General features: G+C 65.2%; 16 protein-coding genes. 8 read left to right on the top strand and 8 right to left on the bottom strand.

The annotated features are described in order from the left end of the window. The first annotated feature begins 399 nt into the window (after positions 1 to 399). Positions 400 to 2787 (top strand): M1 family metallopeptidase, encoded by a 2388-nt coding sequence (locus ACP7AZ_RS16475; protein WP_426039746.1) that lies wholly within the window; start codon positions 400 to 402, stop codon positions 2785 to 2787. Further along, the gene (locus ACP7AZ_RS16480) at positions 2784 to 3278 is read left to right on the top strand and encodes a DUF6702 family protein (protein WP_426039709.1); all 495 of its coding nucleotides are present in this window, start codon (positions 2784 to 2786) and stop codon (positions 3276 to 3278) included. The genes ACP7AZ_RS16475 and ACP7AZ_RS16480 overlap by 4 nt, the downstream gene beginning before the upstream one ends. 419 nt (positions 3279 to 3697) lie before the next feature. On the opposite strand, the gene ACP7AZ_RS16485 is transcribed toward ACP7AZ_RS16480, so the two are convergent. Both ACP7AZ_RS16485 and ACP7AZ_RS16490 read right to left on the bottom strand, forming a co-directional pair. Further along, positions 3698 to 4270 carry an NADPH-dependent FMN reductase gene (locus ACP7AZ_RS16485; RefSeq protein WP_426039710.1) on the bottom strand — a complete coding sequence of 191 codons (573 nt, stop codon included), beginning with the start codon at positions 4268 to 4270 and terminating at the stop codon, positions 3698 to 3700. Between the two features lie 198 nt (positions 4271 to 4468). Beyond that, complete coding sequence (locus tag ACP7AZ_RS16490) at positions 4469 to 4882, bottom strand: four-helix bundle copper-binding protein (protein WP_426039711.1); 414 nt, start codon at positions 4880 to 4882, stop codon at positions 4469 to 4471. Positions 4883 to 5032: 150 nt separating this feature from the next. Here ACP7AZ_RS16490 and ACP7AZ_RS16495 point away from each other — a divergent pair, with 150 nt between their 5' ends. Beyond that, on the top strand, positions 5033 to 6472 hold the full coding sequence (locus ACP7AZ_RS16495) for an IS1182 family transposase (protein ID WP_426039712.1): 1440 nt from the start codon (positions 5033 to 5035) through the stop codon (positions 6470 to 6472). Positions 6473 to 6643: 171 nt separating this feature from the next. On the opposite strand, the gene ACP7AZ_RS16500 is transcribed toward ACP7AZ_RS16495, so the two are convergent. After that, positions 6644 to 7402 carry an IS5 family transposase gene (locus ACP7AZ_RS16500; protein WP_426039713.1) on the bottom strand — a complete coding sequence of 253 codons (759 nt, stop codon included), beginning with the start codon at positions 7400 to 7402 and terminating at the stop codon, positions 6644 to 6646. 54 nt (positions 7403 to 7456) lie between these two features. On the opposite strand from ACP7AZ_RS16500, the gene ACP7AZ_RS16505 reads away from it, so the two are divergent. From ACP7AZ_RS16505 to ACP7AZ_RS16525, 5 genes are all read left to right on the top strand, one after another. Continuing rightward, positions 7457 to 8110, top strand: coding sequence for a TonB-dependent receptor plug domain-containing protein (locus tag ACP7AZ_RS16505; RefSeq protein ID WP_426039747.1), 654 nt, complete (start codon positions 7457 to 7459; stop codon positions 8108 to 8110). A gap of 92 nt (positions 8111 to 8202) precedes the next feature. Next, positions 8203 to 8487: a hypothetical protein gene (locus ACP7AZ_RS16510; RefSeq protein WP_426039715.1), complete on the top strand. Its 285-nt coding sequence runs from the start codon at positions 8203 to 8205 to the stop codon at positions 8485 to 8487. A 2-nt stretch (positions 8488 to 8489) separates the two neighbouring features. Further along, a complete protein-coding gene (locus tag ACP7AZ_RS16515) occupies positions 8490 to 9320 on the top strand; it encodes a DUF547 domain-containing protein (protein WP_426039716.1) in 831 nt (276 codons plus the stop codon). Beyond that, positions 9320 to 10036 carry a TVP38/TMEM64 family protein gene (locus tag ACP7AZ_RS16520; RefSeq protein WP_426039717.1) on the top strand — a complete coding sequence of 239 codons (717 nt, stop codon included), beginning with the start codon at positions 9320 to 9322 and terminating at the stop codon, positions 10034 to 10036. Before ACP7AZ_RS16515 ends, ACP7AZ_RS16520 begins: the two co-directional genes overlap by 1 nt. Further along, positions 10033 to 11454, top strand: a complete 1422-nt coding sequence (locus ACP7AZ_RS16525; RefSeq protein WP_426039718.1) for a dihydrolipoyl dehydrogenase family protein — start codon at positions 10033 to 10035, stop codon at positions 11452 to 11454. The genes ACP7AZ_RS16520 and ACP7AZ_RS16525 overlap by 4 nt, the downstream gene beginning before the upstream one ends. 159 nt (positions 11455 to 11613) lie before the next feature. On the opposite strand, the gene ACP7AZ_RS16530 is transcribed toward ACP7AZ_RS16525, so the two are convergent. The 5 genes from ACP7AZ_RS16530 to ACP7AZ_RS16550 all read right to left on the bottom strand — a co-directional run bounded on the left by ACP7AZ_RS16530 (position 11614) and on the right by ACP7AZ_RS16550 (position 15288). Continuing rightward, positions 11614 to 12318: a flavodoxin family protein gene (locus ACP7AZ_RS16530; RefSeq protein WP_426039719.1), complete on the bottom strand. Its 705-nt coding sequence runs from the start codon at positions 12316 to 12318 to the stop codon at positions 11614 to 11616. Positions 12319 to 12320: 2 nt separating this feature from the next. Beyond that, positions 12321 to 13445 carry an NAD(P)/FAD-dependent oxidoreductase gene (locus ACP7AZ_RS16535; RefSeq protein ID WP_426039720.1) on the bottom strand — a complete coding sequence of 375 codons (1125 nt, stop codon included), beginning with the start codon at positions 13443 to 13445 and terminating at the stop codon, positions 12321 to 12323. Next, on the bottom strand, positions 13446 to 13964 hold the full coding sequence (locus tag ACP7AZ_RS16540; RefSeq protein WP_426039722.1) for a redoxin domain-containing protein: 519 nt from the start codon (positions 13962 to 13964) through the stop codon (positions 13446 to 13448). Then, entirely contained in the window at positions 13961 to 14389 is a 429-nt protein-coding gene (locus ACP7AZ_RS16545) for a hypothetical protein (RefSeq protein ID WP_426039724.1), read from the bottom strand. The genes ACP7AZ_RS16540 and ACP7AZ_RS16545 overlap by 4 nt, the downstream gene beginning before the upstream one ends. Before the next feature lie 83 nt (positions 14390 to 14472). Continuing rightward, on the bottom strand, positions 14473 to 15288 hold the full coding sequence (locus tag ACP7AZ_RS16550; protein WP_426039725.1) for a DUF1499 domain-containing protein: 816 nt from the start codon (positions 15286 to 15288) through the stop codon (positions 14473 to 14475). Positions 15289 to 15293 lie beyond the last annotated feature (5 nt).

Raw genomic sequence — 15293 nt, forward strand, 5'->3', positions numbered from 1 at the left:
CGCTTACGATCGGTCGGGCTCAGATGCACGGTGACGCCTGTACGCATCCCGCAGACTCGCACGACGCCACGCCCCGGGAAATCCCACCCCGGACTCTTATGTCCCGATCATTCCACTAGGCTGCCTCTCGATGGGTCCGATTTCGACGCCGATCCACACAGCAGACGCACACTTCGCCGCTTTCGGGCCGAGGCGGATGCTGCATGGTCGGCTGCGGTCGCCTGATTTCAGGCCGGGTAGGGCGCATTTCGACTGGGTGCGGTTAACCTGTCAGGCCCTCGGTTGCGGCCGCGCGAGATGGCGTGCCGCCATGTCGCGGTCGGCAGTTGCAGCGCTGTTTAGTTCCGTTACGCTGTAACAGGTAAGGGAAAGCCGGATATGATGACAACGATCAGACGAGTGCTCTTGGCCGGCCTGGCATTCTCCCTTCTCGGCGCACCCGCGCATGCGCATGCGCAGGTCAGTCAGGGCCCGGTCCAGCAAACGGTCGGCACTTTCGACGACAAGTTCCGCCAGTTCGAGGGCGAGGACTGGCCCACCCCGACCGAATATCGCAACGCCTCAGGCGCGCCCGGCCACCGGTACTGGCAGCAGCAGGTCGACTACGACATCGACGTGTCGCTGGATGAGGCGCGCCGGACGCTGACGGGCGTCGAGACCATCACCTATGCGAACAACTCGCCCGACCGGCTGGGCTATCTGTGGCTGCTGCTGGATCAGCAGAACTATCGCCGCGCGTCGCTGGCGGAGCGCAGCCGCACGGTCGGCGATAACACCACTCTGTCGGTCAACGAAGTGCTGCGGGTGCAGCGGTTCCAGGAGTGGGAGGGCGGCTTCAACGACCTGAAGATCACCGGATCGGACGGGCGCGACCTGCCGTTCACGGTGACGGATTCGCTACTCCGGATCGACTTGCCCCAGACCCTGGGGACCGGCGAGACCTTCGCCTTCACCATCGCCTTCACCCTGCCCCTGCCCGAGACGAACGTCGTCGGCGGCCGCAGCGGCTACGAATGTTTCACCAAGGAATGGGAGGACGGCAACTGCATCTTCCTGGCGGCCCAGTGGTTCCCGCGCCTGGCAGTCTATTCAGACTACGAGGGCTGGCATAACGCCCAGTTCCTGGGCTCGGGGGAGTTCACCCTGGAGTTCGGCGACTATGACGTATCGATCACCGTGCCGGCCGACCACCAGGTCTCGGCGACGGGCGCGCTTCAGAACCCGGACATCCTGACGGCGGCCCAGCGCGAGCGGCTGGACCGCTCCCGCACGGCCGAGGAGCCCGTCTATATCGTGACGCCGGCCGAGGCCGCCGCAGCCGAGGCCAGTCCCGCCCGGTCGGGCACCCGCACCTGGACCTTCGCCGCCGAGAACGTGCGTGACTTCGCCTTCGCCTCCAGCCGCAAATTCATCTGGGACGCCATGGGAGTCGAGCAGGACAGCGCCGAGCATCCGGTCGTGATGGCCATGTCGTTCTATCCCAAGGAGGCCCGGCCGCTGTGGGATGCCTGGTCGACCAAGGCCGTGGCCCACACCCTGGACGTCTACAACCAGTTCTCTATCACCTATCCGTATCCCACTGCGCAGTCGGTGAACGGCCCGGTCGGGGGAATGGAATATCCGATGATCACCTTCAACGGGCCGCGCCCGCTGCGGGGCGACGACGGCTCCCTGACCTATACGGAGCGGACCAAGGCCGGGCTGATCGGGGTGATCATCCACGAGGTCGGCCACACCTATTTCCCGATGATCATCAACTCAGACGAGCGCCAGTGGACCTGGATGGACGAGGGTCTGAACAGCTTCCTGCAGTATCAGGCCGAGAAGCTGTGGGACGCCGACTTCCCCGCCCGGGGCGAGCCGCGTCAGATCGTGGAATACATGATCTCCGAGAACCAGGTACCGGTCATGACCCAGTCGGACAGCATCCTGCAGTTCGGCAACAACGCCTATGCCAAACCGTCGACGGCGTTGAACATCCTGCGCGAGACCATCATGGGCCGCGAGCTGTTCGACCGGGCGTTCCGGGAGTACGCCGAGCGGTGGGCCTTCAAGCGGCCGACGCCCTATGACTTTTTCCGCACGATGGAGGAGTCGTCGGGCATGGATCTCGACTGGTTCTGGCGGGGCTGGTTCTATTCGACCGACCACGTCGACATCTCGCTGGACACCGTCATCGCTGTGGCCCTGGAACCGACCGACCCGGAGGCGCGCGCCCGCCTCGCCCGTCAGCGGTTCGAGGATGAGCCGGTCTCGCGCACTGTGGTCAACAATCGCGGCATCGAGACGGTGGCCGAAGCCGATCCGAACGTCCGTGACTACTATGACGAGACCGACCAGTTCACCGTCACCGCCAGCCAGCGTCGCGCCGCCGCGACTGCCCAGACCGCCGCCGACGCCGACCGCCGCCAGGCGCAAACGTTCGAAGACAACGTCTATCGCTTCACCTTCTCCAATCGGGGCGGGCTGGTCATGCCGGTCATCCTGAAGCTGAACTGGTCGGACGGCTCCGACGAAATCGTGCGCATCCCGGCCGAGGTCTGGCGTCGGAACAGCCAGCGGGTGACGTGGCAGCATGTCTCGTCCAGGACGCTGGTCTCGGCCGAGGTCGATCCGCTGTGGGAGACAGGCGATGCGAACCGGGCCAACAACGCCTTCCCCCAGTCGATCACGCCGAGCCTGGTGCCCCTGGCCCCGGCCGGACCGTCCGGACCCAACCGGATGCGCGACGACGACCGTCGGGTGACGCCCGACAGCCTGCGTCCGCGGGCGGCGGCGAGCCAATGAGGCGACTGGCGCTCGGCGTGGTGGCGGCGGCGGTGGTTCTCGCCACGCCGGTGCTGGCGCATCGGGGTCACTCCGGCCTGACGGTGGTGGTGATCGACGCGGGCGGCGCCGTCAGCGTCACCCACCGGTTCGCCGCGCATGACGTGGAACCGGCGCTTGTCACGGTCGCGCCCGACGCCCAGCCGACGCTGGACGATCCGGCGGCGGTCGCGGCTCTTGAAGAGCATCTGGATCGACGTTTCCGGCTGGAGATCGACGACGAGCGGATCGACCTAAGTCATGCCGCGACGGATCTGGCAGGCGATAACATCCGGGTGGACTATAGCGGCAATCGGACGCCGGCACCCCGGGTCCGATCGGTGCGGGTGGACCTCGATTTCTTTCCGGGTGTCCATGACGATCAGGAACAGCAGGTCAACGTCCGCTGGGCCGGGGTCACGCGCACGCTGGTGTTTCGGCCTGGATCGGCCGCGCAGACAATTTGGTTCTAGCCACACCGAGGGCCAATGGATCAGTGCTGCGTAGCGGTTGGCAACTCGCGGGCTTCTCGCCGCCATCGCGAATGACGTCGTAGGTGCGGCGCCATGGTTGAAACCAAGAACTATTCGGCAGCCGTTGCAATCGCTGGTCAGCTAACAGGCTCAAGCGCCGAAAGCGGACGCGCCGAAGGTCCGCTGAGGGTCGGACTCAGCGGTTGGCTGTCGGCCCCAAAACAGACATTGGGTCTACCGCCGCAAACCGGACCCGCCGAAGGGCTGTTCGGGGTGGTTAGCGGACCTAGGTTCGAAAGCACAATGGGTCGGCTAAGGCAGACAAGGGAGGCGGCCTGTTGCGGACGCGGCCTTAGGACGGGTCTGGTCTGATGCTTGGCCCGTGGCTCGGGTCCTAGAAGGAGGTCCCGCCCAGCAGGTCAATCTTCGCGCGGCATTACGGTCAGCACACGGGTCACATGAGCGTGGAACTCGGCCATGTAGCTGCGCAGGAACGTCTCAGTCTCCTCCACCGTCACCTCCCCCTCGTCGGTGATCAGCCCGGGGGTGAACTGGATATAGCCCTCGACCGCGTTCATCTGCGGCGCATTCAGGAAGCCTAGGATGCTGCGTAGATGCTGCTGGCCCACCGCCGTGCCGATGGCTCCGGGGGAGGTCCCGATCACCGCCGTCGGTATACGGGCGAAGGAATTGGTCCCCCAAGGACGGCTACCCCAATCGATAGCGTTCTTGAGGGCACCCGGGATCGAACGGTTATATTCCGGGGTTACGATCAGCAGGGCGTCCGAGCCTTTGATCGCCGCCTTGAAAGCGTTGGCAACAGGCGGATAGTCGGCATCGTGGTCATAGCTGTAGAGGGGTAGATCGCCGAAGCTAATCTCGTTGAAGGTCATGCCTTCGGGCGCGAGACGGGTCAACGCCTTCGCCAGTTTTCGATTGATCGAGTCCTTTGCGAGGCTTCCGACCAAGTAGCCGACTTTGAAGGCGATCATTCGCGTTCTCCCGATGGTCGCCAACCGCGACCCCTCGATGTCCGCTAACGCACGACCGGCAGCGAGTATCCAGACGATGCGCCTGACCGGACCACGTGGGTTAATGTCCGCTAAGGGTTGGGAGCGAGCTATCTCCTGCTGGTGGAAGGCAGATAGCAGCGTGAGGCGCCGCCTCGGGAAAAGCGTCGTCCGGTTTGATCAGCCGCGAATGGACTGAATAGCGTCTTGGCATGCCTGCTCGCACCGCCGGCAATGCTCCGCGCAGATGCGGCAATGCTCGTGCTTGCTGGCGTGCTTCTCACATTCTTCAGCGCACAGACCACAAGCAATGGCGCAGGCTTGCATGGCAGCAACAATCGTCTGCTCGTTGCTACCCGTGCGCCGCGTTCCGAGCAAACCAGCCGCCAAACACATATCGGCGCAGTCAAGGTTCAGCCGGATGCACTGTCTCATCTGCGCGACCATCTCTTCGGCGAGACAGGCATCCGCACACGAGGTGCACGTCTGGGCACAGGAGTAGCACTCCTCAATGCACTTGATCAGAACGTCATTCGTGCTTCCGGCGACGTCGGGATGGGCAGCAATCATGTCTTGCATATGGTGCATGGTCATTTCCTTCTCGAATGGCGAGCCCCCACTCCAAGGATTTCGAAGGTCAGTAGTTCCGCCCATCGGGTCAAAACGTGCAATGTCCGGAATGGGTCCAGGCTGTGTAAAAACGTCGTTCTCTGGTAGAATCGGTTGGTCACTGGAGGGCCGGTCATGGGGCGTTTCGTCGAGGATGAAGACCGGCGGCAGTCGCTGTTGTTGCCGGAGTCGCTGGACGATTACGTGACCGGGGACAACCCGGTGCGGGTGGTCGAGGTGTTCATCGACGAGCTTGATCTGGGCGCGCTGGGCTTTGACGGCGTGAAGCCGGCGGCGACCGGCCGCCCCGCCTATCACCCATCGAGCCTGCTGAAGATCTATCTCTACGGCTACCTCAATCGCGTTCAGTCCAGCCGCCGCCTTGAACGCGAAGCCCAGCGCAATATCGAGCTGATGTGGCTGACGGGACGCCTGGCGCCCGACTTCAAGACCATCGCCAACTTCCGCCGCGACAACGGCCCGGCCATCCGGGCGGTGTGCGCACAGTTCGTGGTGCTGTGCCGTCAGCTGAACCTGTTCACCCGCGCCGTCATCGCCATCGACGGCAGCAAGTTCAAGGCGGTCAACACCCGCGACAAGAACTTCACCGTGGCCAAGGTGGCCCGGCGCATCGAGCAGGTCGACGCCAATATCGTGCGCTACCTGGCCGCACTGGACCGCGCCGACCGCGAGGAGAGCGATGTGGCCGAGGCCAGGACCTCCCGCATCAAGGACAAGATCGCCGGGCTGCGTCGGCAGATGCAGGCTCTGCGGGAGATGGAGCAGACCGTTCAGGACGCGCCGGACCAGCAGGTCTCATTGACCGATCCCGACGCCCGCTCCATGGCCACCAGCGGGCGCGGAACCGGCGTGGTCGGCTACAATGTCCAGACGGCGGTGGACGCCGAGCATCACCTGATCGTGGCCCACGAGGTGACCAATCAGGGTCATGATCGCACCCAGCTGGCACCCATGGCCCTCAAGGCCCGGCAGGCCACCGGCCTCGACGCGCTGACCGCCCTGGCCGACCGGGGCTACTTCAGCGGCGATCAGGTCCTGTCGTGCGAGGGCACAGGCATCGCGCCTCATGTGCCCCGCCCCTTGACGTCGAGCGGGACAAAGCGCGGCTTCTTCACCCGGCAAGACTTCAGTTACGACGCCGGGCGCGACCACTACACCTGTCCCGCCGGGGCCGAGCTGACCAAGGCCAACCGCCGCGCCGATCACGCCGAGGACTCCGACTTCTATCGCCACCTGAGCGCCTGCCACAGCTGCGCGCTCAGACCCCAATGCACCCCGACCAGGCTGCGACGGATCAAGCGCTGGGAGCATGAGGCCGTGCTGGAAAAGATGCAGGCGCGGCTCGACCACATGCCCGACGCCATGAAAATCCGACGACAGACCGTCGAACATCCCTTCGGCACGCTGAAGGCCTGGATGGGGGCCACCCACTTCCTGACCAGGACCCTCGAAAAGGTCCGAACCGAGATGAGCCTTCACGTCCTGGCCTACAACATCAAGCGGATGATCAAGATCTTCGGGGTCATCCCCCTGATGCAGGCCATCCGAGCCTGATCGCGCCGATCAATCAGCGCCTCATTCCTGCGGTCAGCCCTCTGTCTCGTTCGATGCCGAACACGTCGTCGCGCTGACCCTCGATCTCAAAACGCGTTTTTCCACGGCCTCGGTCGGACCACGACATCAACTTCAGGCCGAAAACCGGACATTGACCGCTAGGCTCAGGACTCATAGGCAGAAGAGCACGGTCGCCGCGAGGGCGATGGCGGACAGGAAGACGGTCGGGCATCGATCGTAGCGGGTGGCGACGCGCCGCCAGTCTTTGAGCCTGCCAAACATGATCTCGATGCGGTTGCGGCTCTTGTACCGGCGCTTGTCGTATTTGACGGGTTCGGTGCGGGACTTCCGACCGGGGATGCAGGGCGTGATGCCCTTGGCCTGCAAGGCCTCCCTGAACCAGTCCGCGTCATACCCGCGGTCGCCCAGCAGCCATTGCGCCCTGGGCAGGCTGTCCAGTAGGGCGCCTGCACCGGTGTAGTCGCTGACCTGGCCCGCCGTCACGAACAGGCTGATCGGGCGTCCGTTCGCATCAGTCACGGCATGAAGCTTGGTGTTCATGCCGCCCTTGGTGCGTCCAATCAGCCGCCCAAGACCCCCTTTTTTTACCCCCAGGCTCGAAGGCGTGCGGTGCGCTTTGAGATAGGTCGCGTCGATCATGACGGTGCGCCGTTCGGCCTGGGCGCCAGACAGCCGCTGCATCATCCTGATGAAGACGCCGGCCTCGCTCCATCGCTTCCAGCGATTGTACAACGTCTTGTGTGGGCCATAGACCGGCGGCGCGTCACGCCAGCGCAGCCCGTTGCGATTCACGAAGATGATCCCGCTCAGTACCCGACGATCATCCACCCTCGGCCTGCCGTGGCTCTTCGGAAAGTGCGGCCTGAGCCGCTCCATCTGCTCGTCCGTCAGCCAATAAAGGTCGCTCATATCCAGACTCCTCGCAGAGCCTGAATCAGATCGAGCGCATCACATCAATGGGTCCTGAGCCTACGGCCAACCGAACAGCTGCTGATCGAAGGCGCGGTCCGCGTCGAGACCTACAGCGATTTCGGGGAGACCCTGAGCGGCAAGCTGGCGAGTTCATTTGCGGTGAAACCAACCGTCCGTCTGCGCGGTGCGGTCTCCAACAGCGTGCGCGCGCCCTTCCTCGGCCAGACGGCCTTCACCGATCGCACAGTCAATTTCGGCGCCGGCGGTACCTTGGCCAGCACCCGGACCCTCTCAGTCTCTGACCCCCTCGCTCGGTTATTGGGGGCCGAGGATCTGCGCGAGGAGCGAGCCTTGAACTTGTCCGCCGGGGTGACGGCCGAACCGGTCGCCGGCCTGACCCTGTCGCTGGACGCCTTCCGTATCCAGGTCGACGACCGCATCACTCTGTCGGACCGGTTCTTCGGCCCGGCGCTTGAGGCCTTAGTTCAGGCTCAGCCGGGTGGCGCAGGTCTGCAGTCCGTGCGCTTTTTCACCAATGCCGTGGACACCGAAACCACCGGTGTCGATGCCGTGGCCAACTGGCGCTTCCCGTTCAGCGCAGGACAGCTGACACTGGGGGCGGCATACAGCTATGCGGAGACGGAGATCACCGACCGCCCGCCACCCCGGCGGCGCTCCTGGCGCTGGACCCTGCCTTCGCCCTGATCGGGGCCGAGGAGGTCAACACGCTGGAGGAGGCCGCGCCGCGCTGGAAGGCACTGCTCTCGGCGGAATGGACGGCCGATCGCTACCGGTTGATGGGGCGACTGAATGGCTACGGGTCGACGGTGCGGGTGTTCAATTTCGGCGGGGGTTTCGAACCCCGCCAACGATTTGGCGCCGAGACTAGCCTGGATCTGGAAGGCGGGTTGGACGTTACCGAGAGCCTGAAGTGGACGGCGGGCGTTACCAATCTGCTGGACAACTATCCCGACCGGTCCGACCCAGCGATCAACTATTTCGGCAACCTGCCCTGGGACGCTCTGTCTCCGGTCGGGATCAATGGCCGTTACCTTTACTCCCGACTGACGGCGAGGTTCTGAGCATGACCCATCTCAATAGACGCGGCCTGATCGCGGGCGGGGCGGGACTGACGGTCAGCGTGGCGGCGGGGTCTGTCATGGCGCAGAGCGTGACGCGCTTCGCCGGTCGGCAGGCCGGACGTGCCGTTGCCGACCACGCCGCCTTCTACGCCCTGCTGTCGCGCCGGGCCCGCAACTCCCGCGACGGCGTGGTGCGGGTCGACTACGCCGGCTGGCTCGCATCCAGTGCCGACCGGCCGGCGCTGGGTCGCTATATCGACACCCTATCAGTGCTGGATCCGCTGACCCTGACCCGGCCTGAACAGTTCGCCTACTGGGCCAATCTCTACAATGCCGCGACGATCCGCGTGGTGCTGGACGCCTGGCCAGTCCGGTCGATCCGCGACATTCGCTCGTCCCTGCTGGTCGCAGGGCCGTGGAAGAAGACGGTCGTCCGGGTCGGGGGGGTCGACCTGTCGCTGAATGACATCGAGCATGAAATCCTGCGCAAGGGCTGGTCTGATCCGCGCGTGCACTATGCGGTTAACTGCGCCTCGTTCAGTTGTCCCAACCTGCCGCTGCGCGCCTGGCGGGGCGCGGGCCTCGGGGCGGGGCTGGACGCCTCCGCACGCGGCTATGTCAATCATTCACGTGGGGTCGATTTTAACGGGTCGTCGCTGACCGTGTCCTCGATCTACAAATGGTATGCTGCCGACTTCGGCGGCACCGACGCCCGCGTCATCGCCCACCTCAGCCAGTATGCCGCCGCGCCGCTGGCCGCCCGGCTACGTCAGACCAGCCGCATCGCCGGCGACGACTACAACTGGGCGATAAACGCGACGACGGGAAGCTGATGAGCCGGATCAAACCCTATCTGCCGTTGCTGCTCCTCGCTGTCGTGGTCATCGGAGTGTTCGCCAGCGGCGTGACCCGCTACCTCAATATTGAGGCGCTGCAGACCCATGAGGCGGCCTTGCGCACCTTCGTCAGTGACAATCTGCTCCTCGCCCTGGCCACCTTCATCGCTGTCTATGCGGTGGCCACGGCGGTCAGCCTGCCAGGAGCCCTGATCATGACCCTGACCGGCGGCTACCTGTTCGGGCCCTGGGTCGGTGGCACGGCCACCGTGGTCGGAGCCACCCTCGGGGCCATCGCCGTCTTCTATGCCGTCCGCACCTCCCTGGGCGCCGCCATGCGCCGCCGGGGCGAGGCCTCGGGCGGCAAGCTGAAGGCGGTGATCGACGGCGTCGAGGCCGGAGCCTTCGGCTATATCCTGACCCTGCGACTGGTGCCGCTGGCCCCGTTCTGGCTGGTCAATATCGCGGCCGCTCTCGCCCATGCGCCGCTGCGCGCCTATGCGCTGGCGACCTTCCTCGGCATCATGCCGGCGACCTTCATCTACAGCGGCATCGGGGCCGGGATCGGTGAACTGATCGCACGCGGCGAGGCTCCGGACGCGGGCGTCATCTTCGAACCGAAAATCCTTCTGCCCCTGGTCGGCCTCGGCCTGCTCTCGCTCGGGGTCACGCTGTACCAGCGCCGCCGCGCCAAGACCGGAGACGCCCTGTGAGCGCGAAAACCCTCAAGGTTGACATGGCCGTCATCGGAGCCGGCTCGGGCGGTCTGTCGGTCGCGGCGGGTGCGGCGCAGTTGGGGCTTAGCGTCGTGCTGTTCGAAAAGGGCGAGATGGGCGGAGACTGCCTCAACTATGGCTGCGTCCCGTCCAAGGCCCTGATCGCCGCTGCCAGCGCCGCGCATGAGGCGCGTACGGCCGGAGGCCTCGGTGTCTCGTCCGGCGCGGTGACGGTCGACTTCGCCAAGGTAATGGCCCACGTCCACGCCGCCATCGCCGCCATCGCCCCCAATGACAGCCAGTCCCGCTTTGAGGGCTTCGGCATACAAGTCGTGCGCGAGGCCGCCCGCTTCGTCGATGACCGCACGCTTGCCAGCGACAGCGTCCGCGTCGAACCGCGCAAGATTGTCGTGGCGACGGGCTCCCGCGCCGCCGTGCCACCTATCCCCGGCCTCGAAACCGTCCCCTATCTGACCAATGAGAGCCTGTTCGACCTGACCGAACTGCCGGAGCGTCTGATTGTGCTCGGCGGCGGCCCGATCGGCGTCGAACTGGGCCAGGCTTTCCGGCGACTGGGCTCGGAGGTGGTGATCATCGAGGCCGACGCCCTGCTGGGGCGCGAGGATCCCGAAGCCGCCGCCGTGGTTCTGGCCCAACTTCGCGCCGACGGCGTCGAGGTGATGGCCGGCTGCAAGGCGACGCAGGTCGAGGCCGGACCAACGCTGACGGTCGAGTGCGACGGCCGGACGCGCAAGATCTCGGGCAGCCATCTGCTGATCGCTGTCGGTCGCAAGCCTTCGTTGGACGGGCTCGATCTCGACAAGGCCGGGGTCACTACTGACCGCAACGGCATCGTCACGGACAAGTCCCTGCGCAGCAGTAACAAGCGGGTCTACGCCGTCGGCGACGCCGCGGGGCGCGGACAGTTCACCCATCTGGCCGGAGCGCATGCCTCGCTGTTGGTCCGACGGGCTGTCTTCGCCCTGCCGGTCAACGCCGATGGTCTTCGGGTTCCACGCGTCACTTATTGCGACCCGGAGCTGGCCTCGATCGGTCTCGGCGAGGCCGAGGCGCGCAAGACGCATGGCGAGGAGATCCGCGTCGAGACCTTCGACTTTGCCGAGAATGATCGGGCGATCGCCGAGGGCGACACCCGCGGTTTCGGCAAGCTGATCACCACGAAGAAGGGCAAGGTTCTCGGGGTCACTCTCGTCGGCCGTCACGCCGGGGATCACATCCACCTTTGGTCGTTGGTGATGTCGGCGGGCCTGAAGCTTAGCCAACTAACCAGCATGATCGCCCCCTATCCGACCCGAGGCGAAATCGGCAAGCGGCTGGCTGGTCAGTGGTACACCCCCGCCCTGTTTTCGAGCCGGACCCGCAAACTGGTGTCGATCCTGAAACGGTTCGCCTGAGCCGGGTTTGGCTCGTCAGCTCTGGTCCGCCTCTGCGCAGGCGTCCGGCATCCGCCGTCCGTGTGCGTCGGCAGCGTTTTCGGCGCCTGCTGTCGGTTGATTGTCGGCAGCCGTTCCGTTTCGACGACCGCGCTATCGTAAGGGTGAGGCCGCCAGCAGTCAGCGATACTCCGGGTTGGGATGTTCGAACCGCTCACCCTTGTCCCAGGCGGTCTTCTGATTGCCATGGGCCGGAATGCCGCCAGCGTCCTTCAGCATCCGCGCCATATGCATCAGGTTCCAGGCCATGAAGGTGGTGTTGCGCTGGGTGAATTCATTGTCCAGCCCGACCTTGCCGTCGTCACCGTAGGATGGTCCGGGTCCCGCCTCGCCGATCCAGCCGGCATCGGCCTGGGGCGGGATCACATAGCCGAGGTGCTGAAGCGAATAGAGGATGCTCATGGCGCAGTGTTTGATGCCGTCCTCATTGCCAGTGACGATGCAGCCGCCGACCCGGCCGTAGTAGGCCCACTGGCCCTGGTCGTTCAGCCTGCCGGAATAGCCGTAAAGCCGCTCGATCACGCGGGTGCAGATCGACGACTTGTCGCCTAGCCAGATCGGCGTGCCGATGACGAGGATGTTGGCTGCCATTACCTGTTTCTGCACCGCCGGCCAGCCGTCGCTGTCCCAGCCGTGTTCGGTCATGTCGGGCTGCACGCCCGGCGGAATGTCCAGATCGGCGGCGCGCAGGATGGTGATCTTGACCCTCTGGGCCTCCATGATGGCGATGGCGACGTCCATCAGGGTCTGGGTATGGGAGGTCTCGCTGGAGCGCTTCAGGCTGGTGTTAATAAAGACGGCGCTGAGGTCATCGTAGTTCGTCATGATCATTCTCCGTTTGAAGGGGCCGGCGCGCGCATGCGCCGGACGAAGCCCAGGTCGAGGTAACGCTTCAGGCGAAGGGCCGGTCCCCCCAGCGACCAGAACTGGCCGCGCAACGCGAGGCCCCGGTCGTCGCCGAGGTCCATGATGGACAGCCATTTCCTTTGGGGACGATAGAGGCGCGCGGGTCGACCGTCCCCGAGCGCGGCAAGATTGCTCAGCATGATGGGAGCGGCTCGGACGCCGAACACGCCCGCCGCCGGCCGCTCATGGCCATCGATCACGGCGCAGTCACCAACCGCGAATATTGCGGGGTCGTCGACGGACTGCATCGTGGGCCTCACGCGCAACCGGCCATCACCGTCCACGGGCAAGTTCAGATCGGCGATCAGAGATGGGGCGGCAAGCCCGGTGGCCAGGACCAGAACATCGCAGGGACAGATTGTTCCGTCCGACATGTGGCAACCCCCCTTTGACCGTCCGACCACCACGTCGGTCTGGAAAATCACACCCCGTGCCGTCAGCGCCGCCAGGAGCCGGGTCCGGGCGGATGGTGGCAGGCTTGCCCCGGGCTCCGGCGCAATCACTGTCACATCGGGACGAACGCCATTTCGTTCCGCCAGACCACACAGGCTGGCTGCGATTTCCAGGGCGCTGTGCCCCCCCCCGGCGACCACGACACGCACCGTTTGGCGGTCCCGGGCCCACAACGTCTCAAGCCGGGCGCGCAACGCAAGAAGCGCGGCCAGAGGCTTGATAGGCCAGACGTCCTTTTGGGAGATCAGCCCATAGGGGTCCGACGCTACGCTGCCGATGTTCAGGGAGAGGCGATCGTAGGGCTTGGTCTCACCGCTTGCGACGATGACAAGGCGGGCGGCGCGATCGATGCCGATAACCGGCTGCGGCAGATGACGAACGCCAAAGGCCGCAGCCAGGGCCGCGATATCGATCTCGGCCGCTTCAGGCTGGAGCGCACCGGAAAGAACGCCGCTGGCCAAACCGGAATACTGGAACCGGGGCGGGGCGATCAGGGTGACGTCCACGCCGGCAGTGCGCAAGCGACCGGCCTGTCGCAGCAGGTGCAGATGGGCGTGGCCGGCGCCGACCAGAACGAGCCGGCGACCGACCACTCAGGCCGTCCCGCGGATCGGATAGTCCTTGGCGATGACGAACTTCAGCCCATGCAAAAGACCTTCGAGATCCGGTCTGGCGAATGGAGCGTTCGACACATCGAAGATCTGGATCGCGCCCTGCGGGTTCATGACGAACAGGCCCGGTTCGGCGAAATCGCGGTCGGTTTCCTCAGGCGAGCGCGGCGACGAGACGTACAGGCCCAGTGTCCGCATCTGAACTGGTGTCAGGTCGTAACCGACCGGGAAGGTCCAACCCTCCTCGCCCGCCTCTTTGATGGCGCGCTCGCCGGGATCCGCAGACAAGGCCGCGACCGTAATGCCCGCGTCGGCGAAGGCGGGCTGCAGAGACTCCAGCGTCTTCAGATATTTGCGGCACAGGGGACAGTGGGCCCCGCGATAAACCACCAGAAGACGCCAGCACTCCATACCGGCCGGAGCGAGCATCCCGCCATCGGTCTGGCTCCACTCAAGGGCGGGGAAGGCGCTTCCGGCGGGGATGCGGGCAGGGTCGGTCATGCGGTCGGCTTTCGGCTTTGGCGCATCGCATCCACGGACAGAAGCCGATCATGGGTGCGAAGCAGGAACAGGGTGATACAGGCCGCCAGCATCGGCCAGGCGGCAAAGAAAAGCAGGTTGTCGAAACCGTCCAGGTACTGTTTCCAGGACGACAGGGTCGAAGCCCCGTGCATCAGCAGGACGGCCGCGTAGGAGAACCCACGCAAGGTACCGGTCACGAACAGGAGCACGATCAAGGCCTGGACGACGCCGAGGACGACGAACACCCCCGGTCCTAATGCGGGCAGGCCGTAGAAGTTCTCCAAGACCGCACCGCTGTGGGCCGGGTTGATGAATTTGTCTGCCGTCCACATCGACATCACCAGGCCAACGCCCAGCCTCAGCAGCAGGAGAGACAGATCGAGATTGCGAATGGTCGGGTTCATGGGCGCTCCACATCGGCCGAACGGCTGCGGGCCTATTCGCGGGGATCGGTCAGAGGTTACACATCGAAGACCCTGCCGGGCGCTCAGCGGCCCAGTTCGGCCGAGACCTGAGAGAGATAACGCTCGATCCGTTTGGCGTTGGCACCGAGATCGCCTAGTCCGACGCGCGAGATCGAACGCACATCGATCTGTGATCCGGTGCCCGTGGTTGCCGGCCGCACCCGGATGATGATGTCATCCTTGAAGCCGAACCAGAAGGTCTCGGCGGTGGCTTCGATCATTCCGCTGCGTTCGTCCTCTGTTCCCAGCGTCCAACCCATGGACTGTGCGGCCTCTCGGACGGTGGCAAAGGCTGCAGGCGGCGCGACGTCGACATCCAGTGTCCGCAACGTCGGATAGGCCTCATGCCCGACCTGACCCAGGCTCTGCTGGCCGAAGGACGCAAATCTCGGTGACCGATAGGCCTCCGCGGCGCTGAGGGGGGCGGTCATGTCCAGGACGGGATTGGCATCCTCCGCCATGCGAAGCGCGAGCAGGCGAGCGCTTGGAGTGGGCGGGTCGGCGATATCGGTCGCGACGTCGTGGATCGGCGGGATATCGGCCGATTGCGACCTGACCCAGACCATATAGCCTAAACCCAGGACCGGAATGAGCAGGGCGATCGCAGCGGCCTGCCAGCCGCGCCGGGGCTTGCGGATCAGAACGGCGAACAAGGCGATCAACGCGATCACGCCAGCCGCGATCAGCAGACGCGGCCCCCACTGCACGATCAGTACCCCCAGGCCGAGCCGCCAAGACCAGAGTCCGAACTTCACGCCCAGCGCAGCCGCCATGAACCATACCGGGAGCAGCAGCGAGAGGATCAGGGCAAGGCCTGCGAGTTTCGATCTTCCGGCCATCACGA

This window comes from Brevundimonas sp. DC300-4 (assembly GCF_049897365.1).
Classification (GTDB): Bacteria; Pseudomonadota; Alphaproteobacteria; order Caulobacterales; family Caulobacteraceae; genus Brevundimonas.